Consider the following 21882-nt stretch of genomic DNA (forward strand, 5'->3'; position numbering starts at 1 on the left):
TATTCCGGGCCCCTTGGTGCCTCGCTCAGGGTGTGCAGACCTTGGTGAGTTCGCCGGCGGCGTCGGTGACGGGGCTGATGTCGGGGGTGGGGTCGCCGTTGTCGATGGCGGTGCGGACGTTGCCGATGGCTTTGCCGAGGTCGTCGACGGCTTTGTTGACGTCGGCGTTGTCGGTTTTGTCGCCGATTTTGTCGAGGTTTTTTTCGATGGTGTTGAGGGATTCCTGGAGCTGGGTGGGGTCGTTGGTGGCGTCCTCGGCGGCTTGCTGGAGTGCGGTGACGCTGTCGGCGATGGCGTCGGCGGTCTGGACGCAGTCGAGTGCTTTGTCGACGGCGTCGCAGCCGGTGGTGAGGGCGGTGGTGAGGGTGGTGACGGTCAGGGCCGCGGCGGCGAGGGCGGTGCGGCGGCTGCGGCGGTGGGTCGCGGCCATGGGTGCGGTCCTTCCGTTCGGGTGGAGGGTGGTGGGTGGTGGGTGGTGGGTGGTGGGTGGTGGGTGGTGGGTGTCTGTATGCGTAGGGACGCGGTGGGGGGCGGCCGAGTTGCGTGCCCGGCCGCCTTTCCCTGGTGTGTGCTTGGTGTGTTCTTTACTTGGTGAGGGTGGTGTCGAGTGCCGTGCGCTGGAGGGTGGCGAGGTCGGTGCAGCCGGCGACGGCGAGGTCGAGGAGGGCGTCGAGTTCGTCGCGGGCGAAGGGCTGGGCTTCGGCGGTGCCCTGGACCTCGACGAAGCGTCCGTCGCCGGTGCAGACGATGTTCATGTCGGTTTCGGCGCGTACGTCTTCTTCGTAGCAGAGGTCGAGCATGGGGGTGCCGGCGATGATGCCGACGGAGACGGCGCTGACGGTGCCGGTGAGGGGCTGGCGGCCGGGGCGGATGATTTTTTTGGTCTGGGCCCAGGTGATGGCGTCGGCGAGGGCGACGTAGGCGCCGGTGATGGCGGCGGTGCGGGTGCCGCCGTCGGCTTGGAGGACGTCGCAGTCGAGGACGATGGTGTTTTCGCCGAGGGCTTTGTAGTCGATGACGGCGCGCAGGGAGCGGCCGATGAGGCGGCTGATTTCGTGGGTGCGGCCGCCGATTTTGCCTTTGACGGATTCGCGGTCGCCGCGGGTGTTGGTGGCGCGGGGGAGCATGGAGTATTCGGCGGTGACCCAGCCTTCGCCGGTGCCTTTGCGCCAGCGGGGGACGCCTTCGGTGACGGAGGCGGTGCAGAGGACTTTGGTGTCGCCGAAGGAGACGAGGACGGAGCCTTCGGCGTGTTTGCTCCAGCCGCGTTCGATGGTGACGGGGCGGAGTTGGTCGGGGGTGCGGCCGTCGATGCGTGACATGCGGGTGAGCCTAGCGGGGTGTGCGGAAGGGGCCCTTCCTGTGGTGGGGAGGGGCCCCTTGGGGGTGAGCGGGCGGGCTGTGGGGCCCGGTGGGGCTCACATCATGTCTTCGATGTCCGCGGCGATCGGGTCGGCGTCGGTGCCGATGACGACCTGGATGGCGGTGCCCATCTTGACGACGCCGTGGGCGCCGGCGGCCTTGAGTGCGGCTTCGTCGACGAGCGAGGGGTCGACGACCTCGGTGCGGAGGCGGGTGATGCAGCCCTCGACCTCTTCGATGTTGTCGATGCCGCCGAGCCCGGCGACGATCTTCTCAGCCTTGCTGGCCATGTTCTTTCTCCCTGATCCGAACCGCTTTGTCGCAGTAACCCACAGTTGGCCCATCTTCGCGAGCGGTCATGCGGTGTGTACCGAATGATGGCGTCACGACAGCGGAACCGTCGTCAACTGGTCTACACCACCGGTCGGACGGCCGCCAAACCGCCTCCCCTGTTTCAGTAGGCCGGATCAGACCGGATCAGGCCGGATCAGACCGGATGGAGACCGGATGAGTGCCGACAGCGTGGCCAGTCCCGCTCGTGCCCGCTGGAACAGTTTGTTCCAGGGTTTGCAGAAGATGGGCCGCAGTCTTCAGTTGCCGATCGCCGTGCTGCCGGCCGCGGGCATCCTGAACCGGCTGGGGCAGCCGGATGTGTTCGGGGAGGACGGGCTGGGGTGGACGAACGTCTCCAAGGTGCTGATGGGGGCGGGCGGGGCGCTGCTGGACGGGTCGCTGGGGCTGCCGCTGCTGTTCTGTGTGGGTGTGGCGATCGGCATGGCGAAGAAGGCCGACGGGTCGACGGCGCTGGCGGCGGTGGCGGGGTTCCTCGTCTATTTCAATGTGCTGCGTCAGTTCCCGGAGGACTGTCCCGAGGGGTCCAAGGCGGTGCCGAATGCGGGCTGTCAGTTGGCGGACGGGTCGGTGACGGCTTTCACGTATCAGAATCCGGGGGTGTTCGGCGGGATCGTCATCGGGTTGCTGGCGGCGTTCTTCTGGCAGCGTTATCACCGGACGCGGCTGGTGGACTGGCTGGGGTTCTTCAACGGGCGCCGGCTGGTGCCGATCATCATGGCGTTTGTGGCGATCTTGTTCGCGGCGTTGTGTCTGTGGGTGTGGCCGCCGATCGGGGACGCGCTGGAGAGTTTCAGTGACTGGCTGCGGGGTCTGGGTGCGTGGGGTGCGGGTGTGTTCGGTGTGGCGAACCGGGCGTTGCTGGTGATCGGTCTGCATCAGTTCCTGAATGTGCCGATCTGGTTCCAGTTCGGCAGTTACACCAAGCCGGGTGGGCCGACGGTGCATGGGGACATCAACATGTTCCTGGCGGGTGATCCGGATGCGGGTCAGTTCACCTCGGGTTTCTTCCCGATCATGATGTTCGCGTTGCCGGCGGCGGCGCTGGCGATCGCGCACTGTGCGAAGCCGCATCGCCGTAAGGAGGTGGGCGGTCTGATGCTGTCGGTGGGGCTGACGTCGTTCGTCACGGGGATCACGGAGCCGCTGGAGTATTCGTTCCTGTTCATCGCGCCGGCGTTGTATGCGATGCACGCGGTGTTGACGGGGGTGTCGATGGCGGTGACGTGGGGGCTGGGGGTGAAGGACGGTTTCAGTTTCTCGGCGGGGCTGATCGACTACGTGATCAACTGGAATCTGGCGACCAAGCCTTGGTTGATCATTCCGATCGGTCTGGTCTTCGCGGTCGTGTATTACGCGGTGTTCCGGTTCGCGATCACGAAGTTCGATCTGAAGACGCCGGGGCGGGAGCCGGAGGAGGAGGTGGAGGACGCGGCGAAGGGGTAGGGTGCGTACCCTTTCGCCGTGGTCTCGCAGGGCCCTCGGACGCCGGTCCGGGGGCCTTCGGCATGCTGTCCTGCGGGTACTGCGCGTGATGCTTTGGTCGCTGGAATCGCGGGTTCCTTATGTGCCCTTCATCGTGTTACAACAGGTCTACACCACTGGGTGGTGTAGACCACCACGATGGAGGAAGTATGAGCACCGCCACCGCAACGGCGGCCCCCGCAAAGAAGCGGGGCTCGGGCCTGTTCCAGGGCCTTCAGAAGGTCGGCCGCAGCTTGCAGCTCCCGATCGCCGTACTGCCGGCGGCGGGCATCATGGTCCGGCTCGGCCAGGACGACATCTTCGGCAAGGACGGCCTGGGCTGGGACAAGGTCGCCGCCGTGTTCAACAACGCGGGCGGTGCGCTGACCGGCTCGCTGCCGCTGCTGTTCTGCATAGGCGTGGCCATCGGTTTCGCCAAGAAGGCGGACGGCTCCACGGCCCTGGCGGCCGTGGTCGGTTTCCTGGTCTACAGCAAGGTCCTGGAGGCCTTCCCCGTCACCGAGGCGGTGGTGAAGGACGGCAAGGACGTCGCCGCGACGTACAACAATCCCGGGGTGCTCGGCGGCATCGTCATGGGTCTGCTCGCGGCCGTGCTGTGGCAGCGGTTCCACCGGACCAAGCTGGTGGACTGGCTGGGCTTCTTCAACGGGCGTCGGCTGGTGCCGATCATCATGGCGTTCGTCGGCATCGTCGTCGGTGTCTTCTTCGGTCTGGTCTGGGAACCCATCGGTGAGGGCATCTCGAACTTCGGCGAGTGGATGACCGGCCTGGGCGCGGGCGGCGCGGCCCTGTTCGGCGCGGTGAACCGCGGGCTCATCCCGATCGGCATGCACCAGTTCGTCAACACGGTGGCCTGGTTCCAGCTCGGTGACTTCAAGGACGCCTCCGGCGAGATCGTGCACGGTGACATCACCCGGTTCCTGGCCGGTGACGCCTCCGCCGGCCTGTTCCAGTCCGGCTTCTTCCCGATCATGATGTTCGGTCTGCCGGCCGCCGCGCTCGCCATCGCGCACTGCGCCCGTCCCGAGCGCCGCAAGGTCGTCCTCGGCATGATGGTGTCGCTGGCGCTGACCTCGTTCGTCACGGGTGTGACCGAGCCGATCGAGTTCTCCTTCATGTTCATCGCGCCGGTGCTGTACGTGCTGCACGCCGTGCTCACCGCCCTCTCGATGGCGGTCACCTGGGGCCTGGGCGTGCACGCCGGCTTCAACTTCTCGGCGGGCTTCATCGACTACGCGCTCAACTGGCACCTGGCGACCAAGCCTTGGTTGATCATTCCGATCGGCCTGGTCTTCGCGGTGATCTACTACGTGACCTTCCGGTTCGCGATCATCAAGTTCAACCTGCCCACCCCGGGCCGCGAGCCCGAGGAGGAGGTCGAGGACCTCACGAAGGCGTGAGTCCCCGCCGTTCCCGGACATGAGGAAGGCCGCCGGAGCTGTTCGCAGCTCCGGCGGCCTTTTCCGTGTCAGATCTCGTACGACGTCCCCGGTACCGCCAGTTCCACCGGGCCGTGGAAGGCCGCGCGGGCGTCGGCCAGGTTGACCTGGGGGTCGGTCCACGGGGGGATGTGGGTGAGGACCAGGCGGCGGGCGTGGGCGCGGGTGGCGGTCTCGCCGGCCTCGCGGCCGTTGAGGTGGAGGTCGGGGATGTTCTCCTTGCCGTGCGTGAAGGCGGCCTCGCACAGGAACAGGTCGGCGTCGCGGGCGAGTTCGTCCAGGGCGGGGCTCACCCCCGTGTCACCGGAGTAGGTGAGCGACGTGCCGCCGTGTTCGATGCGGATGCCGTAGGCCTCCACGGGGTGGGCGACGCGTTCGGTGTGCACGGTGAACGGGCCGATCTCGAAGGTGCCCGGCTTGACCGTGTGGAAGTCGAAGACCTCGCTCATGGAGGAGGCGGTGGGGGTGTCGGCGTAGGCGGTGGTCAGCCGGTGTTCGGTGCCTTCGGGTCCGTAGACGGGCAGGGGGGCGCAGCGGCCGCCGTCGTGCCGGTAGTAGCGGGCCACGAAGTAGGCGCACATGTCGATGCAGTGGTCGGCGTGCAGGTGGCTGAGGAAGATCGCGTCGAGGTCGTAGAGACCGCAGTGGCGCTGCAGCTCGCCCAGGGCGCCGTTGCCCATGTCGAGGAGCAGCCGGAAGCCGTCGGCCTCGACGAGGTAGCTCGAGCAGGCCGATTCCGCGGACGGGAACGACCCCGAGCAGCCGACGACGGTGAGCTTCATGAAGCAGAAACCTCCGCTGGCGGGTGTGGAGAGACGGGGGTCGTGCGGTCCGTCGAGCGTAAGGCGCGAAACGTTTGGTCGCTCCTCTGCCAGGGGCTGTTGTGGGCGAACTCACCTGTGGTGTCACCGGTTCGGCTGGATGCGGGGCGCTTGGGGCCGGTGCGGGGGCGCGCGGTGGGGGTGTGCGCCGGTACCGTCGTCGTATGGACACGTCCTGGTGGCCGGCGCTCGCGGCGGTGGTGGTGCTCGCGCTCGTCGTCGCGCTCGTGGACGGCTGGGGGCGGCGGGGGCGGCGGCCGGCGGGGCGCTCCGGGCCGCCGGGGCACCCGCCGGGGCGTCCGGTGGGGCGGGGGGCGCGGGGGGTGCGGCCGCGGCCGGCGGAGATCTGGTGGGCGGCCGTGCCGTTCGAGGACCGGGCGGGGGTGAAGGACCGGCCGTGTCTGGTGATCGCGGTGCACGGGCGGCGGGCGCTGGTCGCGAAGATCACCAGCCGTTACCGGGACGAGCGGTCCGGGGTGATTCCGCTGCCGCCGGGTTCGGTCGGGGACGCGCGGGGGCGGACGAGTTTCCTGGAGACCGATGAGCTGCGGGAGGTTCCGGTGCGGGATTTCCGGCGGCGGGTGGGGGTGGTGGACCCGGTCCTGTGGGACCAGGTCCGTCACCTGGCGACGTGAGGCGGGACGGTCTTCAGAGCCCCGGACAGAAGGGGCGTCCGATCGGCTCGCGGCGTCTGGTGCGTGCGATCGCAAGGCGCCGGAGCGCCCTCGTGGCGGAGCCACGTGGGCGTTTCGGCAACGCGGCGAGCGTGCGTGCCGGGCGTCGCGAGCCGGACGCCCCTTCTGTTCGGGGCTCTCAGGCCCAGAGCTGGCCCTGGAGGGTTTCGATGGCTTCCTCGGTGGTGGCGGCGGTGTAGACGCCGGTGGACAGGTACTTCCAGCCGCCGTCGGCGACGACGAACACGATGTCCGCGCTTTCGCCGGCCTTGAGGGCCTTCTTGCCGACGCCGAGGGCGGCGTGCAGGGCGGCGCCGGTGGAGATGCCCGCGAAGATCCCTTCCTGCTGGAGGAGTTCGCGGGTGCGGGTGACGGCGTCGGCGGAGCCGACGGAGAAGCGGGTGGTGAGGACGGAGGCGTCGTACAGCTCGGGGACGAAGCCCTCGTCGAGGTTGCGCAGGCCGTAGACGAGGTCGTCGTAGCGGGGTTCGGCGGCGACGATCTTGACGTCCGGCTTGTGTTCGCGCAGGTAGCGGCCGACGCCCATGAGGGTGCCGGTGGTGCCGAGGCCGGCGACGAAGTGGGTGACGGAGGGCAGGTCGGCGAGGATCTCGGGGCCGGTGGTGGCGTAGTGGGCGCCGGCGTTGTCCGGGTTGCCGTACTGGTAGAGCATGACCCAGTCGGGGTGCTGGGCGGCGAGTTCCTTGGCGACCCGTACGGCGGTGTTGGAGCCGCCCGCGGCCGGGGAGGAGATGATCTCCGCTCCCCACATGGAGAGCAGGTCGCGGCGTTCCTGGGAGGTGTTCTCGGGCATCACGCACACGATGCGGTAGCCCTTGAGTTTGGCGGCCATGGCCAGGGAGATGCCGGTGTTGCCGCTGGTGGGTTCCAGGATGGTGCAGCCGGGGGTGAGGCGGCCGTCCTTCTCCGCCTGCTCGATCATGTGGAGGGCCGGGCGGTCCTTGACGGAGCCGGTGGGGTTGCGGTCCTCCAGCTTGGCCCAGATGCGGACGTCGTCGGAGGGCGACAGCCGCGGCAGGCGCACCAGGGGGGTGTTGCCTACCGCGGCGAGCGGAGAGTCGTAACGCATGGGGATCAGGCCATACCGCCGGCCACGGCCGGCAGGATCGTGACGTTGTCGCCGTCGGTGAGCTTGGTGTCGATGCCGTCGAGGAAGCGGACGTCCTCGTCGTTGAGGTAGACGTTGACGAAGCGGCGCAGCTGGCCGCCGTCCACGATGCGGGCCTGGATGCCCGCGTGGCGGGTGTCGAGGTCGGCGAAGAGTTCGGCGAGGGTGTTCCCGGTGCCCTCCACCGCCTTCTGGCCGTCGGTGTACTGGCGGAGGATGGTGGGGATGCGGACCTCGATGGCCATGGCTCAGGGCTCCTGTCGGGAGGTGTCGGAGGTTCGAGGAGGGCGCGCGGCGGCGCACGGTGGCACGCCGCGGCGGCCCACGGCCGTACGGCGGCAGGGGTGTGTCAACAGATGGCGCTGTTCAGCCTGCACAGGTCGACGTGCAGCCGCGCCACGAGCAGCGTGCCCGGCGCCTTTTCGCTCACGTCGTGAAGAACCATGGGCACATCGTATCGATTCCCGGTCCACTTCCCGGAAGGCAATCTCATTCTTCGGACATCCTTCATCCGCAGTGCGAGATCCGGGGGGCGGTCAGTACGACTCCACCACCTTGACCTCCTCTTCCGTGACCTCTCCTTCGACGATCCGGAACGAGCGGAACTGGAATTCGCCGAGGCCGTCGGTGTCCGCGGTGGAGACGAGGACGTAGTGGGCGCCGGGTTCGTTGGCGTAGGAGATGTCGGTGCGGGAGGGGTATGCCTCGGTGGCGGTGTGGGAGTGGTAGATGACGACCGGTTCCTCGTCGCGGTCGTCCATCTCGCGGTAGAGCTTGAGCAGGTCCTGGGAGTCGAACTCGTAGAAGGTGGGCGAGCGGGCGGCGTTCAGCATCGGGATGAAGCGCTCGGGGCGGCCCGCTCCCACGGGTCCCGCGACCACGCCGCACGCCTCGTCGGGGTGGTCCTCGCGCGCGTGGGCGACGATCTGGTCGTACAGGGCCTGGGTGATGGTCAGCATGTCCGTCAGGATAAGCAGAAGGGCCGTTCCGTACCGAGGGTTGGTACGGAACGGCCCATATGCCGGACACCCTGAGCGGCTGCCGCCGGGGGCGCCACGGGCGCTCCCCCGCGGCCGGGCGTCCTCGGGGAGGGTCAGCCGCGCTTCTTGAAGGCCGCCGCCTCCGGGTTGCGGCTCTTCAGCACGAGGTAGCTGACGCCGAGGATCAGGGCCCACAGCGGCGCGCAGTACAGCGAGATGCGGGCGTCCTTGTCGATGCCCATCAGCACGACCACCATGGCGATGAAGGCGAGCGCGAACCAGCTCGTGTACGGGGCGCCCGGCGCGCGGAAGTCCGAGCGGGGCAGCTCGCCGCGGTCGGACTTGGCCCGGTAGCGGATCTGGCTGGCCAGGATCATGATCCAGGCCCACATGCCGGAGATGGTGGCGAAGGAGACGACGTAGTCGAACGCCTTGCCGGGCCACTGGTAGTTGATCCACACGCCGACCATCATCAGCGCGGCGGAGAAGGTGGTGCCGACCAGCGGGAGGCCGTTGGAGGTCAGCTTGGTGAAGAACTTCGGGCCCTGGTGGTTGAGCGCGAGGTCGCGCAGCATGCGGCCGGTGGAGTACATGCCGGAGTTGCAGGAGGACAGGGCGGCGGTGAGGACGACGAAGTTGACGATGCCCGCGCCGGCGGCCAGGCCCATCTTCTCGAAGGCGGCCACGAAGGGGCTGACGCCCGGCTGGAAGTGGGTCCACGGCACGACCGACAGGATCATGATGAGCGCGCCGACGTAGAAGACGGCGATGCGCCACGGCACGGTGTTGATGGCCTTGGGCAGGACGGTCTTGGGGTCCTTGGACTCGCCCGCGGTCACGCCGACCAGCTCGACGGCGAGGAAGGCGAACATGACCATCTGGAGGGTCATCAGGGAGTCGCCGACGCCGTGCGGGAAGAAGCCGCCGTCGCTCCACAGGTGGGTCACGGAGGCGGTGTCGCCGGCGTCCGAGAAGCCGATCGTCAGGATGCCGGCGCAGATCAGGATCATGCCGATGATCGCGGTGACCTTGACCATCGAGAACCAGAACTCCAGCTCGCCGAAGAGCTTCACGGAGATGAGGTTGGCGCCGTACAGGACGATCGTGAAGACCAGGGCCGACACCCATTGGGGGATGTCGAACCAGTACGTCATGTAGGCCGCGGCGGCGGTGACCTCGGTAATGCCGGTGACGACCCAGAAGAGCCAGTACGTCCATCCCGTCACGAAGCCCGCGAAGGGGCCGATGAACTCGCGCGCGTACTCCGAGAAGGAGCCGGACACGGGGCGGTACATCAGCAGTTCGCCGAGGGCCCGCATGATGAAGAAGATCACCAGGCCCGCGATGGCGTACGCCAGGATCAGGCTGGGTCCCGCTTTGGAGATGCCCTTGCCCGCGCCGAGGAAGAGGCCGGTGCCGATGGCACCGCCGATGGCGATCATCTGGATCTGACGGGCGCCGAGCCCCCGCTGGTACCCCTCGCCACCGTCCGCCGTCGCGGCCGGCACGGCCCCCTTGCCGTCGTGGTGCTTGTCGTCGACCTGCGCTGAGGTCATGGATGTGCGCCTTTCTCCATGGTGATCCGAGCCGTCGCAGCGGCCTCGGATCGGGTCACGATCCCCCCGGATGTGGATGGAGCTGTGCCGGACCGGCGATCCGCCGGCGTGGTGGCGCCCCCCGCGCACAGGGGTGGCGCACGCGGGTGGTCGTGAAGATTTATCACGGCCGTCGCATTGATCGACGGGCGTGGCGTGGCGCACGCCACAGTTAGATATGGACAAAGGGTGCAAGGGTGCGCGTACAGGTTTTCCGTGGTGATCGGATCGTTATTCGGTTCTGAGCGTCCTGTGAGCGAACATGAAACGAACCGAAAACACGCGCACGGCGGGAGCGGAGCTCCTCACGGCACCGGCACCCTCCCGGCACCGGCGCCCTCCCGGCACCGGCGCCCTCGGGACACCGGCGCCCTCAGGGCATCAGTGTGGAGACGAGCGTCTCCTGGAGGCCGCCCAGCCACAGGTACGCCATCACCATCGGCTTGCGCGGGTCCTCGTCGGGGAGCCGGTAGAGCACGTCGGTGTCGTCCTCGTCGGTGATCTCCAGGCGGGCGCCGATCGCCAGGCGCAGGTCGTTGAGGGCGCCCAGCCACCGCCGGGACTCCTCGGGGGACAGCTTCAGCACGGCCCCGCCCTCGCCCGCCGCGTCCGCGGCCAGCGCGTCCAGGGTGCGGATCACCGCCAGGGCGTTGTCGCGCTTGCCGGCGCGCAGGTCGTTCTCGGTGTAGCGGCGGAACTCGGCGGAGTGCGCGCGCCGCTCCTCCGCCTCCCGCGCCGAGGCGGGCGCCTGCCCGGGGTCGGTGTAGGCGTCGGGGAACAGGCGCCGCAGGACCGGGTCGGAGGGCGGCTCGCTGGGGCCGTCGGCGAAGAGCTCGGCGAGCGGGTCGCCCGGCGCGTCCTCGGCGGGGCCCGGGCCGATCAGCTCCAGGAGCTGCACGGCCAGCGACCGGATGATGGAGATCTCGACGTCGTCGAGGGCGACGGCCGCGCCGCCGCCGGGGAGCGGTTCGAAGTGTCCTGGCATGGAGGGGGTTCGCTACTTCCGGTCCTGCTGGAGGGTGGCCCACAGACCGTAGCCGTGCATGGCCTGCACATCGCGTTCCATCTCCTCGCGCGTCCCGCTGGAGACGACCGCCCGGCCCTTGTGGTGGACGTCGAGCATGAGCTTGGTGGCCTTGTCCTTGGAGTAGCCGAAGTACGTCTGGAAGACGTACGTCACATAGCTCATGAGATTGACGGGGTCGTTGTGGACGATCGTCACCCACGGCACGTCGGGCTCGGGTACGGCGAAGACCTCCTCCGCCGACTCGGTCTTCTCGATCTCCATGGGTGCGGCTGCCGTCACAAGGCCCATGCTGCCACCACAGGGGGGTACTCGCACAAACGGACCCGCAAATCGTCAGAGTGACGAAATGACGGACGGAAGAGAGTACGATTCTTCGCCATGAACACAGCGGACCTTGGGCTGCCGGTGGCCGTCCCCTCGACGGCGCTCTTCACGGACCAGTACGAGCTGACCATGCTGCGGGCCGCCCTGAAGGCGGGCACGGCCGGGCGGCGGAGCGTGTTCGAGGTCTTCACCAGGCGGCTGCCCGACGGGCGCCGCTACGGCGTCGTCGCGGGCACGGGCCGGGTGCTGGACGCGGTGGAGAACTTCCGCTTCGACGCGGATGTCCTCGACTTCCTGCGGCGGCGCGGCATCGTCGACGAGGACACCCTGGCGTGGCTCGCCGACTACCGCTTCGGCGGCGACATCTGGGGCTACCCCGAGGGCGAGGTGTACTTCCCGGGCTCGCCGGTCATGCGGGTGGAGGGCTCCTTCGCCGAGTGCGTGCTGCTGGAGACGGTGATCCTGTCGATCCTCAACCACGACTCCGCGATCGCCGCCGCCGCCTCCCGCATGTCCTCCGCGGCCGGGGACCGTCCGCTGATCGAGATGGGCGCCCGCCGCACCCACGAGCTGTCCGCGGTGGCCGCCGCCCGCGCCGCCTACGTGGGCGGCTTCGCCTCCACCTCCGACCTGGCGGCCGGTTTCCGCTACAACATCCCCACCGTCGGCACCTCCGCCCACGCCTTCACGCTGCTGCACGACAGCGAGCGGGACGCCTTCCGGGCGCAGGTGGACACCCTGGGCCGGGGCACCACCCTGCTGGTGGACACCTACGACGTCACCGAGGCGGTCCGTACCGCCGTGGAGGTCGCCGGGACGGAGCTGGGCGCCGTGCGCATCGACTCCGGCGACCTGCTGCTGGTGGCGCACCGGGTGCGGCAGCAGCTCGACGAGCTGGGCGCGCGCGGCACGAGGATCATCGTGACCTCGGATCTGGACGAGTACGCCATCGCCTCGCTGGCGGCGGCGCCCGTGGACGCCTACGGCGTCGGCACCCAGCTGGTGACCGGCTCCGGGCACCCCACGGCCTCCATGGTCTACAAGCTCGTCGCCCGTGCCGAGTCCGACGACCCCGCGGCCCCGCTGGTGCCGGTGGCCAAGAAGTCCAGCGGCGGCAAGACCTCCCTGGGGGGCCGCAAGTGGGCGGCGCGGCGGCTGGACTCCTCCGGCTACGCCGAGGCCGAGGTGGTCGGCACCGGGCCGGTGCCCGCGGAGCTGGCCGGCCGGGAGCTGCTGGTGGAGCTGGTCAAGGGCGGTGAGGTGGTCGCACGGGAGCCGCTGGACGCGGCCCGCGAGCGGCACGCCGCCGCGCGCGCGAACCTGCCGCTGTCCGCTACCCAGCTCTCGCGTGGGGAACCCGTCATTCCGACGGAGTACGTCCGGGGCGGCTCGGGTAGCTAAAGCGGGTGCGCCGCCCTACGCCCGACCACGCCGCCCGTCCGCCCCGCCGTACACCCTCCCGTGCCGTACGGGAGGGTCATAGGGTCGGAGGTTCACCGGCCGGGCGCGCGCCCCTCGCGCCCCCGCTCCGCTCCCGGCTCCGCCGCCGACCCAGCCGCCGACCCATCCCCGACCCCATAGTCGAAGGACACCGACCATGCGCCGCGCCTTGATCGTCGTAGACGTGCAGAACGACTTCTGCGAGGGGGGCAGCCTCCCGGTGGCCGGTGGTGCCGACGTGGCCGCCGCCATCACCGAGCTGATCGGGCAGGCGCCCGCCGGCTACCGGCACGTCGTGGCCACCCGGGACCACCACATCGCCCCCGGCGGCCACTTCGCGGACAATCCCGACTTCGTCCACTCCTGGCCCGCGCACTGCGTCGCCGGGACGGAGGGCGTCGGCTTCCACCCGAACTTCGCCCCCGCCGTCGCCTCCGGCGCGATCGACGCCGTCTTCGACAAGGGGGCCTACTCGGCGGCCTACAGCGGCTTCGAGGGCACCGACGAGAACGGGGTGTCGCTCGCCGACTGGCTGCGGGCCCGGGAGATCGACGAGGTCGACGTCGTCGGCATCGCCACCGACCACTGCGTGCGGGCCACCGCCCTGGACGCCGTGCGCGAGGGCTTCCGCACGCAGGTGCTGCTGGACCTCACCGCCGGGGTGGGCGGGGAGAGCACCGAGCGGGCGCTGGAGGAGATGCGCGAGGCGGGCGTGGAGCTGTCCGGGAAGCCGGTCGCCCCGTAGCGGGCGGCGGGCGGCCCCGCTCTCCCCGCGGCTCAGGTCTGGACCGTCGGGCGTCTGAACAGCGCCCGGATCGGGTGCCACAGCTCCTGGACCAGGTCCGGGCCGGTGGCCGTCCCGTGGCCGGGGGCCGTGCGCCATATGAGGCCGTCCGGGTGGTGCAGGACCGCCGTGATCTCGTCCGGGGTCGGCGGGGCGGCGTTGCCCCGCAGGTAGACCGCCCGCAGTCCGAGGTTGCGCAGCCTGGTCAGGGCGCGCGCCCGGTTCGCGGCGTGCACCAGGACGCGCACGCTCCCGGAGGGGGGATGTCCCTCGGGGCCGACGGCGGCGGGGCTGGGCAGGTTGAGCGCCACCACCACCGAGCCGCTCGGCAGCTTGCAGAAACCTCCTGCGGCCATGCGGTCATACCCCCGTGTCAGCCGGTGTCAATAAGAGACGTACAGACGCACCTAAACACGGATCGGCGGCGACCCGCCAGGGGGTCACCGCCGATCACGCTCTGACCTGGGGAAACGTGGACTACTTCACGGCCGGGCCGACCTCGACCGAGATCGTGGAGCCGTTCCGGGCCTCCTTGACGATCTTGATTGTGGTGTTGGTGTCAGTGATGTCGACACCGCCGGCGGGGTTCGACTCGTCGTAGTAGTCGTGCGTGTGGTCGTTGAAGACCGGCACGCCCTTCGAGGACGGGACGCGGGTCGCCACGTCCGCCTTGTGGAGGGTGATGCCGTCCGTGCCGTACAGGCTGAACGGCGAGTCGTAGGCCTGGATGCGGTTGCGCATCAGCGTGCCGTCGGACCACCGCAGCGCGGTCGGGTGGGAGTCGACCGGCAGGACCAGGCCGGTGCCCGGGTGGACGCTGGTGTTGTTGTCCGCCTGGGAGGTGTCCCACTTCCAGATCAGCAGGCCGTTCTGGTACGGGTAGTGCTCCACCCAGTCCGGGCGGGAGGCGAAGCCGAAGTTGTACGGGCCGGTCTTCAGCGTCCTGTCGTACGACACGTACTGCCGGTTCTCGGCGATGTAGTACTGCGCGTAGTCCTTGGTGAAGGAGGCGCCGACGCGGGTGAAGCCGCTCGCCGTCCAGGCCGGGTCCGCGCTCTCGGCGTCGTCGGCGAAGAGCGTCGCGCCGTCCGCCGTCACCGTGATCCGGTCCGCCGTGAAGCCCTTGAGGGCCACGCCGCCGTCGGTCTGGTAGCGGAAGCGGAGGTCGATCTTCTTGCCGGCGTAGGCGTCCAGGGGGTACGCGAGGCGCGCGTGGGCCTCGGAGCTGCCGGTCAGGGCCGGCTTGTCGCTGCCGTCGCGCGGGAGGGGCCGGCCGTCCACCGTGCCGTCCAGGGCGGTCCAGTTGGCGCCGCCGTCGGTGGAGACCTCGGCGTAGAGGTAGTCGTAGTTGGCCTCGATGTCGTACCAGCCGTCGAGGGTGAGGGCGGCCGACGTCCGGCCGGTGAGGTCGACGGAGCGGGCCAGCGTGTTCCTGAGGTCGTCGCCGCTGCCGCTCCACCACTGGGTCTGCCCCTGGGCGGGGGCGACGATCTCGGTGGTGACCGTCTTGTCGGGGAGTTCGACGACCAGGGCCTGCTTGTCCTTGGTGTTGTACTCGGCGACGCCCAGCTTGTGCCTGGACGCCGTGGCCGCCTTGGCCGTGTCGTAGTTCAGCCAGCCGAGCTGGAGCTTGTCCCAGGCGGTCATGTCGCCGGGCAGGTCGCCGATCTCGCCGCGGCCGGTGCCGAGCCAGGAACCGGAGGACATCAGCGTCCAGAAGCCGGTGGAGTTCTCGCCGCCGGCGGTGTCGTAGTGGTCGGGCAGGCCGAGGTCGTGGCCGTACTCGTGGGCGAAGACGCCGAGGCCGCCGTTCTCCGGCTGGACGGTGTAGTCGCCGACCCAGACGCCGGTGTCGCCGATCTGCGCGCCGCCCAGCTTGTTGCCGGCAGGACCCGTGGCGCCGGCGTCGGTGCCGAAGGCGTACCAGCGGTGGGCCCAGATGGCGTCGGTGCCCTGCGCGCCGCCGCCCGCGGACTCGTCCTCGCCGGCGTGCACGATCTGGAAGTGGTCGATGTAGCCGTCGGGCTCGTTGAAGTCGCCGTCGCCGTCGAAGTCGTAGCGGTCCCACGCGTCGAACTTCGTCACGTCCGCCTTGATGTCGGCGTCGGTGCGGCCGGCCGCCTTCTGCTGGGCGACCCAGGCGTTCAGGCCGTCGCTGACGACGTTCCACACGCTGGGGCAGTTGGTGGAGCCGCAGGCGTTGTTGCCGTAACGGGCCTCGTTGTAGGGGACCTTGACCCAGTCGGAGACCTCGCCCTCGACCGAGTAGCGGCCCGAGGACTGCTTCTCGTAGTACTTCTTGACGGACTCGACGCCGTCGCCGGTGCCGAAGTACAGGTCCTCGTAGTGCCCCCGGTCGTAGTCCGCCTGCCACGCCGTGGAGTTGTCCTCGGTCCGGTCCGGGGCGGCGATCTGGTTGTGCAGCGGGCCCGGGGTGCCGCCGTAGCGGCTGTCCGTCTTCTCGCCGAACTCGACCAGGATGGTGAAGATCCGGTCGGTCTTCTCCCGGCCGAGCTCGACGTACTTCCCGCCCTTGCCGCCCTTGCCGCCCTTGAGGTGGACGACCTTCGAGCCCTCGCGGTCCTTGACCGTCGCCTGGCCGGATATGACCTGGTCGAGGGCTTCCTGGCGCTGGGCTTTCTGCGTCTTGCTGAGCGGGCCGTCGAGGTCGTGGGATTCCATGCCCTCGGCGGGGTGCGGGTCGTGGTCGCGGCCGTCCACGGCGGCCGGCGGGGCCGACGGGGCGGCCTGCGCCACCGGAGCGGCGGCGAGCGTGGCGGTGGCCGCGGCGAGGGCGACGGCGGTCGCCGTCGCCCTGAACGTCCGGGGTCTGCTGGTCACTTGGGATCCTCCCCCGCGTCCCGCGTGCGCGGAGGAAGAGGACGGGAACGTGACAGGTCCGCGCACGCGCGATCAACGCGTGTAGTCAAGTGACGTCATTTGACTAGAGGTTCACAGGAAAAGACAGACCTTGACTTGCACAGATCAATTGCACTATGCGGAGCCACTGTCCGCTTTGCGGACACATGACTCGGTGCGCCCCCCGTGCACCGGCACTGTTGGTCAGGTCACGCTTACCGTCCGTTCCCCTCGGGCATGCAGGCGATTAGAGTCGAGGGGAGGAACGCCCGGAAGACGCCGGAAAGCCAGGCCGACAGCCCGTCCTTCCCCCCATCCCCCCTTCCGAGGACACGATGGCCATGCCCCGTCCGACCGTCGCACAGCTCGCCTACGGCTCGTGCACCGTGATCTTCTCGACGCTCGCCATGCTGCTGCTGTCACAGGCGGCCTGGGACGAGGACGGCGCCCCGGCCTGGGCCGTCGCCGTCATCGCCGTCGTGGCCCTCGGCCTGGGCGTGCTGGTCGCGCTGACGGCCCCGCCGCCCACGGCCCGCAGGGCCGCGGTGGAGCGGCCCGTCCCCCCGGAGCCGGTGACGGCGTCCGCGGTCTCCCGGTCAGCGGGCGGACCGGTGCGGGAGCGGGCGTCCTCCTGACCGTCAACGGACGCTGACCACCACCGTCTTGGCCGCCTTGTCGTGCAGGCCCTGCTTGTAGGGCTTGTCGAAGAAGCTCCAGCCGCCGGTGATGACCGTCCAGACGCAGGCGCAGCAGAAGGCGAACGGGATCCACAGCACCGCCGCGCGCACCAGCGAGCTCTGCAGGGAGGGCGTGGCGCCGTTGTCCAGGTTGGCCACCCGCAGGCCCAGCCACTTCTTGCCGAGGGTCTGCCCCGTCCGGGCGGTCAGGAAGGTGTCGTACGCCATGTAGAGCACGGCGGCGATCAGCGACTGCCAGGCCGAGTTGCCGACCCCGATCTCCTCGTCGTTCACCCGGTACTCGTCGACGCCGAACCCCCAGGTGAGCAGCCACACCACGACGCCCACCAGGATCATGTCGACGATCCGCGCGAGCACGCGCTTGCCGCTGTCGGCGAGCGGGGGCATGCCGGCGAGCGGGTCGCCGGGAGGGCCGCCCCCGTACGGGTCGCCGCCACCGCCGTACGGACCGCCACCCCCGTACGGGCCGCCGCCCTGGGAACCGCCGGGGTACGGCGGGGGCTCACCGCCGCCGTACGGGGTGTCGTACGGCGATCCCTGGCCCGGGCCGCCCGCTCCGGGGGGTGGGGGCTGCTTCCTGAACGGGTCGTCGTCCGGCGGCTGCTGACCGGAGCCGGGGGGCGGTTCGCTGCTCATGGCCCGAGTCGACCGCGAACGCCCCCGGCGCGCATCCGGCGAGCGGCCGTCCGGAGTACGGGAGCGGGACGTCCCGTCCCCGTCCTCCCGGACGGCCCTTTCCGTCGGTCCATCCCCTCGGGCGGTCCATCCCGTCGGGCGGTCCATCCCGTCGGGCGGTCCATCCCCTCGTACGGTCCATCCCGTCGGCCCGGAGGAGATCAGCCCGCGACGAACGTACGCGCCGCCTTGTCGTGCCAGCACTGGTGCCAGGGGCGGTCGAACAGGCACCACAGGACGCCCACCACGCCGATGGCCAGCAGGCCGGGGACGCTGTAGACCAGCCAGCGGCGCAGGGCCGCGCCGAAGGTCGGCGCCTCGTGTGCCTCGATGTCCCGCACCTCCAGGCCGAACAGCTTCTTGCCGAGGGTGCGGCCCCACTTGGCGGTGGGCAGCGCCTCGTAGACGACGCCGAAGAGCAGGAGCACGGCCAGCACGATGCCCAGGTAGACGGAGGTCGTGCCGTCGAGCAGCCAGACCGTGACCGTCTCGCCGGACAGCTTGGCCGCGTCGATCTTCTCGTTGACGTGGTCGAGCGCCTTCATGCCGAGCGGTACGGCAGCGGCGGAGGTGACGGCCGCGAGGACCACGGTGTCCACCAGCCGGGCGGCCAGCCGCTTGCCGAGCCCCGCGGGCCGGGCCGCCGCCTGCCGCCGCGCCGCGGCCTGGAACGGGTCCTCGACCGGCGGTTTCCACGGCGCGACGGGCTGTTCGTCACCGGTGGCTCCCACTCCCGCTCCCGCTCCCGCTCCCGCTCCCGCTCCCGCTCCCGCGAGCTGGTGCACCTGCTGTGCCCAGGAGGACTGCCCACCGCCGGGGCCGGGACCGGGACCGGGAGTGAGCGGGGCGGAAGGTGCGGGGGCAGGGGCGGGAGCAGGGGTGGTGGCGGGAGCAGGGGTGGTGGCGGGAGCAGGGGTGGTGGCCGCCGGAGCGGGGGCCGGGGTGGGCGCGGCGGGGGCCGCGGCGGGGGTGGGCTGGGGGGCGGCGGCCTGCCGGGGGACGGCCGGTCCCGCCTGCTGCGGGCCCGACAGGGCCGCCGGCGCGGTGGCCGCCTGGGGGACGGGCCCACCGGCGCCCGGGGTTCCCACGGCGCCCGGGGTTCCCACGGCGGCGGGGGTTCCCACGGCGGCGGGGGTTCCCACGGCGGCGGGGGTTCCCACGGCGGCGGGGGTTCCCGCGGCGGCGGGCGCGGGGGCACCGGCCGCCGACGGGGGCGTACCGCCGGGGGCGGACGCGCTGTTCGGGGAGGCGCCATGCGCGGGGCCACCGTGCGCGGGGCCACCGTTCACGGCACCACCGTGCGCGGCGGCACCACTCGCGGCCCCACTGTTCGCGGGGGCACCCTGCGCGGGAGCGGCGTTCGCGGGAGCGGCGTTCGCGGAAACGCCGTTCGCGGGAGCGGCGAAGCCGGTCGCCGGTGCCGGGCCGGGCGGGGTGCCCGGGCCCGTGGTCGTCGGGCGGCGGAAGACGAAGGTGTCGCCGGTGTTCGGCCGGGACTCGGCGGGCCGGGCCGGTTCCGGGCCGCTGCCGGCCGAGGGGACCGGCCGGGCGGAGGAGCCGTCGCCGGACGGGGTGTCGGCGGAGGCGGTCCCGGTGGCACGCGGGCCGTCCGGCCGGGCGGCGCCGGCGGAACCGGAGGTCTGCGGCTCCCCCGGGTCGGTGCCCTGTGCCGCCGGCCAGTCGACGCGGCCGTCCCGGGCGGGCGAGGCCTCGCCGCCCTGCGGGGACGAGGCGCCGGCGGAGGCCGGTTCGGCGACCGGGTCCTCGTCGAAGAAGTGCGGGCCGGTCTCCTCCACGGAGGGCGTGGCCGGGCGCACGCCGGGCGGCGGGGCGAGCGGCTCACCGTCCTCGGGCGCCGGCCGGCTGGTGCCCGGCACCCACGCGGCACCGTTCCAGTACCGGACGTATCCAGGAATGGAGGGGTCCGGGTAATACCCTTCGCGGGGCCTGTCGTCGCCAGCGGCCGGGGTTGGGGCGCTCATGTCCGTCGTCCCGTATCTGCTCGGGGGTGGATAGGGGGGCCTCCACATCTATCAGACGGGCGCAACCCGCACCGCCCCTCCCGCACGACCCGCCCCTTTCCGGGCAACCTCGTGCACGGACTTCACACCCGCGGAAGGGCCGGAGAAAAAATTCCGGTGAATCCGCGTAACGCTTCGGCCCCGTACCGCTCTCTCTCGTGCGGGCCCGTACCGGCGGCCCGGCAGGACCCGTACGAGGCCCGTGCGCGATGCGCGCCGCGGCCCGTACGCGACACGCGACACGAGAGAGGACACGCGCGCCATGCACCACACCGTCGTCGAGCGGGAGCTGGAGATGAGGCTCGTCCTGTCGTCCGGGCGCAGCGTTCCGGTGGCGGCCCGGCTCGGGTACCGCACCGCCGATCCCTACGCCGTCCACATCGCCTTCCACATCGACTCCGGCCGGCCCGTGCACTGGTCGTTCGCCCGCGAGTTGCTGGTCGAGGGCGTGTTCCGGCCGTGCGGGCACGGGGACGTGCGGGTGTGGCCGGCGACGGACGAGGGCCGTGGCGTGGTGCTGATGGCGCTGAGCAGCCCGGACGGGGACGCCCTGCTCCAGGCGCCGGCCGCGCAGGTGTCGGCCTGGCTGGAGCGGACGCTGCGGATGGTGCCGCCGGGCAGCGAGGGCGGGCGGCTCGGCCTCGACGACGGTCTGGCCGAGCTGCTCGCCCGGTGAGCCCGTGGGAGGGGCGGGACGGTCCGCCCGGTGAGCCCGTGGGAGGGGCGGGACGGTCCGCCCGGTGAGCCCGTGGGAGGGGGTCAGAACAGCTTGCCCGGGTTGAGGATGCCGAGCGGGTCGAACGCCTGCTTGATCGCGCGCTGCATCTCCAGTCCGACCGGGCCGATCTCGCGCGCCAGCCACTCCTTCTTCAGGACGCCCACGCCGTGTTCGCCGGTGATGGTGCCGCCCAGTTCCAGGCCGAGGGCCATGATCTCGTCGAAGGACTCGCGGGCGCGGCGGGACTCGTCGGGGTCGGCCGCGTCGAAGCAGACGGTCGGGTGGGTGTTGCCGTCACCGGCGTGGGCGCAGACGCCGATGGTCAGGTCGTACTTGGCCGCGATGCGTTCGACGCCCTCCAGCATGTCGCCGAGCCGGGAGCGGGGCACGCACACGTCGTCGATCATCGTGGTGCCCTTGACGGCCTCCAGCGCGGTGAGGGACAGCCGGCGTGCCTGGAGGAGGAGTTCGGACTCGGCGGCGTCGTCGGCGGGGACCACCTGGGTGGCGCCGGCGGCCTCGCACAGCGCGCCGACGGCGGCGAGGTCGGCGGCCGGGTCGGGGGTGTCGAAGGCGCAGAGCAGGAGGGCCTCGGTGGTCTCCGGCAGGCCCATGTGGGCGAGGTCGTTGACCGCCTTGACGGTCGTACGGTCCATCAGTTCGAGGAGGGAGGGGACGTGGCCGCCCGCCATGATGCGGCACACGGCGTCGCAGGCGGCGGACGCGGAGGCGAACTCGGCGGCCAGCACGAGCTGCTCGGGCGGCTTGGGCCGCAGGGCCAGCACGGCGCGGACGACGACGCCGAGGGAGCCCTCGGAGCCGACGAACAGGCGGGTGAGGTCGTATCCGGCGACGCCCTTGGCGGTGCGGCGGCCGGTGGTCATCAGACGGCCGTCGGCGAGGACGACGTCGAGGCCGAGGACGTACTCGGCGGTGACCCCGTACTTGACGCAGCACAGGCCGCCGGAGGCGGTGCCGATGTTGCCGCCGATGGTGCACATCTCCCAGCTGGAGGGGTCGGGAGGGTAGTACAGGCCGTGTTCGCCGACCGCGCGGGAGAGGACGGCGTTGACGACGCCGGGCTCGACGACGGCGACGCGGTCGACGGGGTTGATCTCCAGGATGCGGTCCATGCGGGTCAGGGAGAGCACGATGCAGCCGTCGGAGGCGTTGGCGGCGCCGGACAGGCCGCTGCGGGCGCCCTGCGGGACGACCGGGACGCGCAGCTCGGTGGCGGTGCGCAGCACGTGCTGGACCTGTTCGACGGTGCGCGGCAGGACGACCACGGCGGGCACCCCGGCGGGGCAGAAGCTGGCCATGTCGTGGGCGTAGGAGGCCGTGACGTCGGGGTCGGTGAGGACCGCGTCGGCGGGCAGGCCGCCCAGCAGCCGGCCGACGAGGGTGCCGCCCGTCACCGTGCCGTCTCCGTCGGGGCGCGTTTCGATACGGCTCATGATCACAGGGTCGCACCGGGGGCCATCGGTGTGAACCCCGTCGACG

At 70.9% G+C, this 21882-nt stretch carries 23 protein-coding genes; 7 read left to right on the plus strand and 16 right to left on the minus strand.

Annotation, left to right across the window (positions count from 1 at the left end):
• Nucleotides 1-25: 25 nt before the first annotated feature.
• From ABZ340_RS10985 to ABZ340_RS10995, 3 genes are all read right to left on the minus strand, one after another.
• Nucleotides 26-430 (minus strand): hypothetical protein, encoded by a 405-nt coding sequence (locus ABZ340_RS10985; RefSeq protein WP_358781452.1) that lies wholly within the window; start codon nucleotides 428-430, stop codon nucleotides 26-28.
• Nucleotides 431-584: 154 nt separating this feature from the next.
• A complete protein-coding gene (rph, locus tag ABZ340_RS10990) occupies nucleotides 585-1322 on the minus strand; it encodes a ribonuclease PH (RefSeq protein WP_358781453.1) in 738 nt (245 codons plus the stop codon).
• Nucleotides 1323-1418: 96 nt separating this feature from the next.
• Nucleotides 1419-1652 carry a PTS glucose/sucrose transporter subunit IIB gene (locus ABZ340_RS10995; RefSeq protein WP_351898403.1) on the minus strand — a complete coding sequence of 78 codons (234 nt, stop codon included), beginning with the start codon at nucleotides 1650-1652 and terminating at the stop codon, nucleotides 1419-1421.
• A 217-nt stretch (nucleotides 1653-1869) separates the two neighbouring features.
• On the opposite strand from ABZ340_RS10995, the gene ABZ340_RS11000 reads away from it, so the two are divergent.
• Both ABZ340_RS11000 and ABZ340_RS11005 read left to right on the plus strand, forming a co-directional pair.
• Complete coding sequence (locus ABZ340_RS11000; RefSeq protein WP_358781454.1) at nucleotides 1870-3159, plus strand: PTS transporter subunit EIIC; 1290 nt, start codon at nucleotides 1870-1872, stop codon at nucleotides 3157-3159.
• A 188-nt stretch (nucleotides 3160-3347) separates the two neighbouring features.
• Entirely contained in the window at nucleotides 3348-4598 is a 1251-nt protein-coding gene (locus ABZ340_RS11005; RefSeq protein ID WP_358781455.1) for a PTS transporter subunit EIIC, read from the plus strand.
• A gap of 68 nt (nucleotides 4599-4666) precedes the next feature.
• On the opposite strand, the gene ABZ340_RS11010 is transcribed toward ABZ340_RS11005, so the two are convergent.
• A complete protein-coding gene (locus tag ABZ340_RS11010; RefSeq protein WP_358781456.1) occupies nucleotides 4667-5419 on the minus strand; it encodes an MBL fold metallo-hydrolase in 753 nt (250 codons plus the stop codon).
• Nucleotides 5420-5622: 203 nt separating this feature from the next.
• Here ABZ340_RS11010 and ABZ340_RS11015 point away from each other — a divergent pair, with 203 nt between their 5' ends.
• Nucleotides 5623-6093: a type II toxin-antitoxin system PemK/MazF family toxin gene (locus tag ABZ340_RS11015; RefSeq protein ID WP_358781457.1), complete on the plus strand. Its 471-nt coding sequence runs from the start codon at nucleotides 5623-5625 to the stop codon at nucleotides 6091-6093.
• A gap of 178 nt (nucleotides 6094-6271) precedes the next feature.
• On the opposite strand, the gene ABZ340_RS11020 is transcribed toward ABZ340_RS11015, so the two are convergent.
• From ABZ340_RS11020 to clpS, 7 genes are all read right to left on the minus strand, one after another.
• The gene (locus tag ABZ340_RS11020) at nucleotides 6272-7222 is read right to left on the minus strand and encodes a cysteine synthase (protein ID WP_358781458.1); all 951 of its coding nucleotides are present in this window, start codon (nucleotides 7220-7222) and stop codon (nucleotides 6272-6274) included.
• A 5-nt stretch (nucleotides 7223-7227) separates the two neighbouring features.
• Entirely contained in the window at nucleotides 7228-7506 is a 279-nt protein-coding gene (locus tag ABZ340_RS11025; RefSeq protein WP_358781459.1) for a MoaD/ThiS family protein, read from the minus strand.
• 104 nt (nucleotides 7507-7610) lie between these two features.
• Nucleotides 7611-7706 carry a putative leader peptide gene (locus tag ABZ340_RS11030; protein WP_324617155.1) on the minus strand — a complete coding sequence of 32 codons (96 nt, stop codon included), beginning with the start codon at nucleotides 7704-7706 and terminating at the stop codon, nucleotides 7611-7613.
• Between the two features lie 91 nt (nucleotides 7707-7797).
• Nucleotides 7798-8220: a M67 family metallopeptidase gene (locus ABZ340_RS11035; RefSeq protein WP_358781460.1), complete on the minus strand. Its 423-nt coding sequence runs from the start codon at nucleotides 8218-8220 to the stop codon at nucleotides 7798-7800.
• Between the two features lie 134 nt (nucleotides 8221-8354).
• The gene (locus ABZ340_RS11040; protein ID WP_358781461.1) at nucleotides 8355-9797 is read right to left on the minus strand and encodes an amino acid permease; all 1443 of its coding nucleotides are present in this window, start codon (nucleotides 9795-9797) and stop codon (nucleotides 8355-8357) included.
• A gap of 412 nt (nucleotides 9798-10209) precedes the next feature.
• Nucleotides 10210-10821 carry a DUF2017 domain-containing protein gene (locus ABZ340_RS11045; protein ID WP_358781462.1) on the minus strand — a complete coding sequence of 204 codons (612 nt, stop codon included), beginning with the start codon at nucleotides 10819-10821 and terminating at the stop codon, nucleotides 10210-10212.
• A 12-nt stretch (nucleotides 10822-10833) separates the two neighbouring features.
• Nucleotides 10834-11151, minus strand: coding sequence for an ATP-dependent Clp protease adapter ClpS (clpS, locus tag ABZ340_RS11050; RefSeq protein ID WP_358781463.1), 318 nt, complete (start codon nucleotides 11149-11151; stop codon nucleotides 10834-10836).
• A 90-nt stretch (nucleotides 11152-11241) separates the two neighbouring features.
• Here clpS and ABZ340_RS11055 point away from each other — a divergent pair, with 90 nt between their 5' ends.
• Both ABZ340_RS11055 and ABZ340_RS11060 read left to right on the plus strand, forming a co-directional pair.
• Nucleotides 11242-12588, plus strand: coding sequence for a nicotinate phosphoribosyltransferase (locus ABZ340_RS11055; protein ID WP_358781464.1), 1347 nt, complete (start codon nucleotides 11242-11244; stop codon nucleotides 12586-12588).
• 196 nt (nucleotides 12589-12784) lie between these two features.
• Nucleotides 12785-13372, plus strand: coding sequence for a nicotinamidase (locus ABZ340_RS11060; RefSeq protein ID WP_358781465.1), 588 nt, complete (start codon nucleotides 12785-12787; stop codon nucleotides 13370-13372).
• Between the two features lie 32 nt (nucleotides 13373-13404).
• On the opposite strand, the gene ABZ340_RS11065 is transcribed toward ABZ340_RS11060, so the two are convergent.
• A complete protein-coding gene (locus tag ABZ340_RS11065; RefSeq protein WP_358781466.1) occupies nucleotides 13405-13767 on the minus strand; it encodes a hypothetical protein in 363 nt (120 codons plus the stop codon).
• Between the two features lie 121 nt (nucleotides 13768-13888).
• Complete coding sequence (locus ABZ340_RS11070) at nucleotides 13889-16252, minus strand: immune inhibitor A domain-containing protein (RefSeq protein WP_358781467.1); 2364 nt, start codon at nucleotides 16250-16252, stop codon at nucleotides 13889-13891.
• A gap of 353 nt (nucleotides 16253-16605) precedes the next feature.
• Here ABZ340_RS11070 and ABZ340_RS11075 point away from each other — a divergent pair, with 353 nt between their 5' ends.
• Nucleotides 16606-16905, plus strand: coding sequence for a hypothetical protein (locus tag ABZ340_RS11075; protein ID WP_358781468.1), 300 nt, complete (start codon nucleotides 16606-16608; stop codon nucleotides 16903-16905).
• Nucleotides 16906-16908: 3 nt separating this feature from the next.
• Here the strand turns inward: ABZ340_RS11075 and ABZ340_RS11080 are convergent, their stop codons facing one another.
• Both ABZ340_RS11080 and ABZ340_RS11085 read right to left on the minus strand, forming a co-directional pair.
• Nucleotides 16909-17604 (minus strand): RDD family protein, encoded by a 696-nt coding sequence (locus ABZ340_RS11080; RefSeq protein ID WP_358781469.1) that lies wholly within the window; start codon nucleotides 17602-17604, stop codon nucleotides 16909-16911.
• A gap of 200 nt (nucleotides 17605-17804) precedes the next feature.
• The gene (locus ABZ340_RS11085; RefSeq protein WP_358781470.1) at nucleotides 17805-19625 is read right to left on the minus strand and encodes an RDD family protein; all 1821 of its coding nucleotides are present in this window, start codon (nucleotides 19623-19625) and stop codon (nucleotides 17805-17807) included.
• Nucleotides 19626-19926: 301 nt separating this feature from the next.
• Here ABZ340_RS11085 and ABZ340_RS11090 point away from each other — a divergent pair, with 301 nt between their 5' ends.
• Nucleotides 19927-20340, plus strand: a complete 414-nt coding sequence (locus ABZ340_RS11090; protein ID WP_358781471.1) for an SsgA family sporulation/cell division regulator — start codon at nucleotides 19927-19929, stop codon at nucleotides 20338-20340.
• Nucleotides 20341-20423: 83 nt separating this feature from the next.
• Here the strand turns inward: ABZ340_RS11090 and ABZ340_RS11095 are convergent, their stop codons facing one another.
• The gene (locus ABZ340_RS11095; protein ID WP_358781472.1) at nucleotides 20424-21842 is read right to left on the minus strand and encodes an FAD-linked oxidase C-terminal domain-containing protein; all 1419 of its coding nucleotides are present in this window, start codon (nucleotides 21840-21842) and stop codon (nucleotides 20424-20426) included.
• Nucleotides 21843-21882 lie beyond the last annotated feature (40 nt).

The sequence above is a fragment of the Streptomyces sp. NPDC006134 genome (genome assembly GCF_040628835.1).
Classification (GTDB): domain Bacteria; phylum Actinomycetota; class Actinomycetes; order Streptomycetales; family Streptomycetaceae; genus Streptomyces.

Excerpts from the sequence above, each read along its gene's own strand:
- ABZ340_RS10985 (WP_358781452.1), bottom strand. The coding sequence starts at position 430 with ATGGCCGCGACCCACCGCCGCAGCCGCCGCACCGCCCTCGCCGCCGCG.
- rph (WP_358781453.1), bottom strand. The coding sequence starts at position 1,322 with ATGTCACGCATCGACGGCCGCACCCCCGACCAACTCCGCCCCGTCACC.
- ABZ340_RS10995 (WP_351898403.1), bottom strand. The coding sequence starts at position 1,652 with ATGGCCAGCAAGGCTGAGAAGATCGTCGCCGGGCTCGGCGGCATCGAC.
- ABZ340_RS11000 (WP_358781454.1), top strand. The coding sequence starts at position 1,870 with ATGAGTGCCGACAGCGTGGCCAGTCCCGCTCGTGCCCGCTGGAACAGT.
- ABZ340_RS11005 (WP_358781455.1), top strand. The coding sequence starts at position 3,348 with ATGAGCACCGCCACCGCAACGGCGGCCCCCGCAAAGAAGCGGGGCTCG.
- ABZ340_RS11010 (WP_358781456.1), bottom strand. The coding sequence starts at position 5,419 with ATGAAGCTCACCGTCGTCGGCTGCTCGGGGTCGTTCCCGTCCGCGGAA.
- ABZ340_RS11015 (WP_358781457.1), top strand. The coding sequence starts at position 5,623 with ATGGACACGTCCTGGTGGCCGGCGCTCGCGGCGGTGGTGGTGCTCGCG.
- ABZ340_RS11020 (WP_358781458.1), bottom strand. The coding sequence starts at position 7,222 with ATGCGTTACGACTCTCCGCTCGCCGCGGTAGGCAACACCCCCCTGGTG.
- ABZ340_RS11025 (WP_358781459.1), bottom strand. The coding sequence starts at position 7,506 with ATGGCCATCGAGGTCCGCATCCCCACCATCCTCCGCCAGTACACCGAC.
- ABZ340_RS11030 (WP_324617155.1), bottom strand. The coding sequence starts at position 7,706 with ATGGTTCTTCACGACGTGAGCGAAAAGGCGCCGGGCACGCTGCTCGTG.
- ABZ340_RS11035 (WP_358781460.1), bottom strand. The coding sequence starts at position 8,220 with ATGCTGACCATCACCCAGGCCCTGTACGACCAGATCGTCGCCCACGCG.
- ABZ340_RS11040 (WP_358781461.1), bottom strand. The coding sequence starts at position 9,797 with ATGACCTCAGCGCAGGTCGACGACAAGCACCACGACGGCAAGGGGGCC.
- ABZ340_RS11045 (WP_358781462.1), bottom strand. The coding sequence starts at position 10,821 with ATGCCAGGACACTTCGAACCGCTCCCCGGCGGCGGCGCGGCCGTCGCC.
- clpS (WP_358781463.1), bottom strand. The coding sequence starts at position 11,151 with ATGGGCCTTGTGACGGCAGCCGCACCCATGGAGATCGAGAAGACCGAG.
- ABZ340_RS11055 (WP_358781464.1), top strand. The coding sequence starts at position 11,242 with ATGAACACAGCGGACCTTGGGCTGCCGGTGGCCGTCCCCTCGACGGCG.
- ABZ340_RS11060 (WP_358781465.1), top strand. The coding sequence starts at position 12,785 with ATGCGCCGCGCCTTGATCGTCGTAGACGTGCAGAACGACTTCTGCGAG.
- ABZ340_RS11065 (WP_358781466.1), bottom strand. The coding sequence starts at position 13,767 with ATGGCCGCAGGAGGTTTCTGCAAGCTGCCGAGCGGCTCGGTGGTGGTG.
- ABZ340_RS11075 (WP_358781468.1), top strand. The coding sequence starts at position 16,606 with ATGGCCATGCCCCGTCCGACCGTCGCACAGCTCGCCTACGGCTCGTGC.
- ABZ340_RS11080 (WP_358781469.1), bottom strand. The coding sequence starts at position 17,604 with ATGAGCAGCGAACCGCCCCCCGGCTCCGGTCAGCAGCCGCCGGACGAC.
- ABZ340_RS11085 (WP_358781470.1), bottom strand. The coding sequence starts at position 19,625 with ATGAGCGCCCCAACCCCGGCCGCTGGCGACGACAGGCCCCGCGAAGGG.
- ABZ340_RS11090 (WP_358781471.1), top strand. The coding sequence starts at position 19,927 with ATGCACCACACCGTCGTCGAGCGGGAGCTGGAGATGAGGCTCGTCCTG.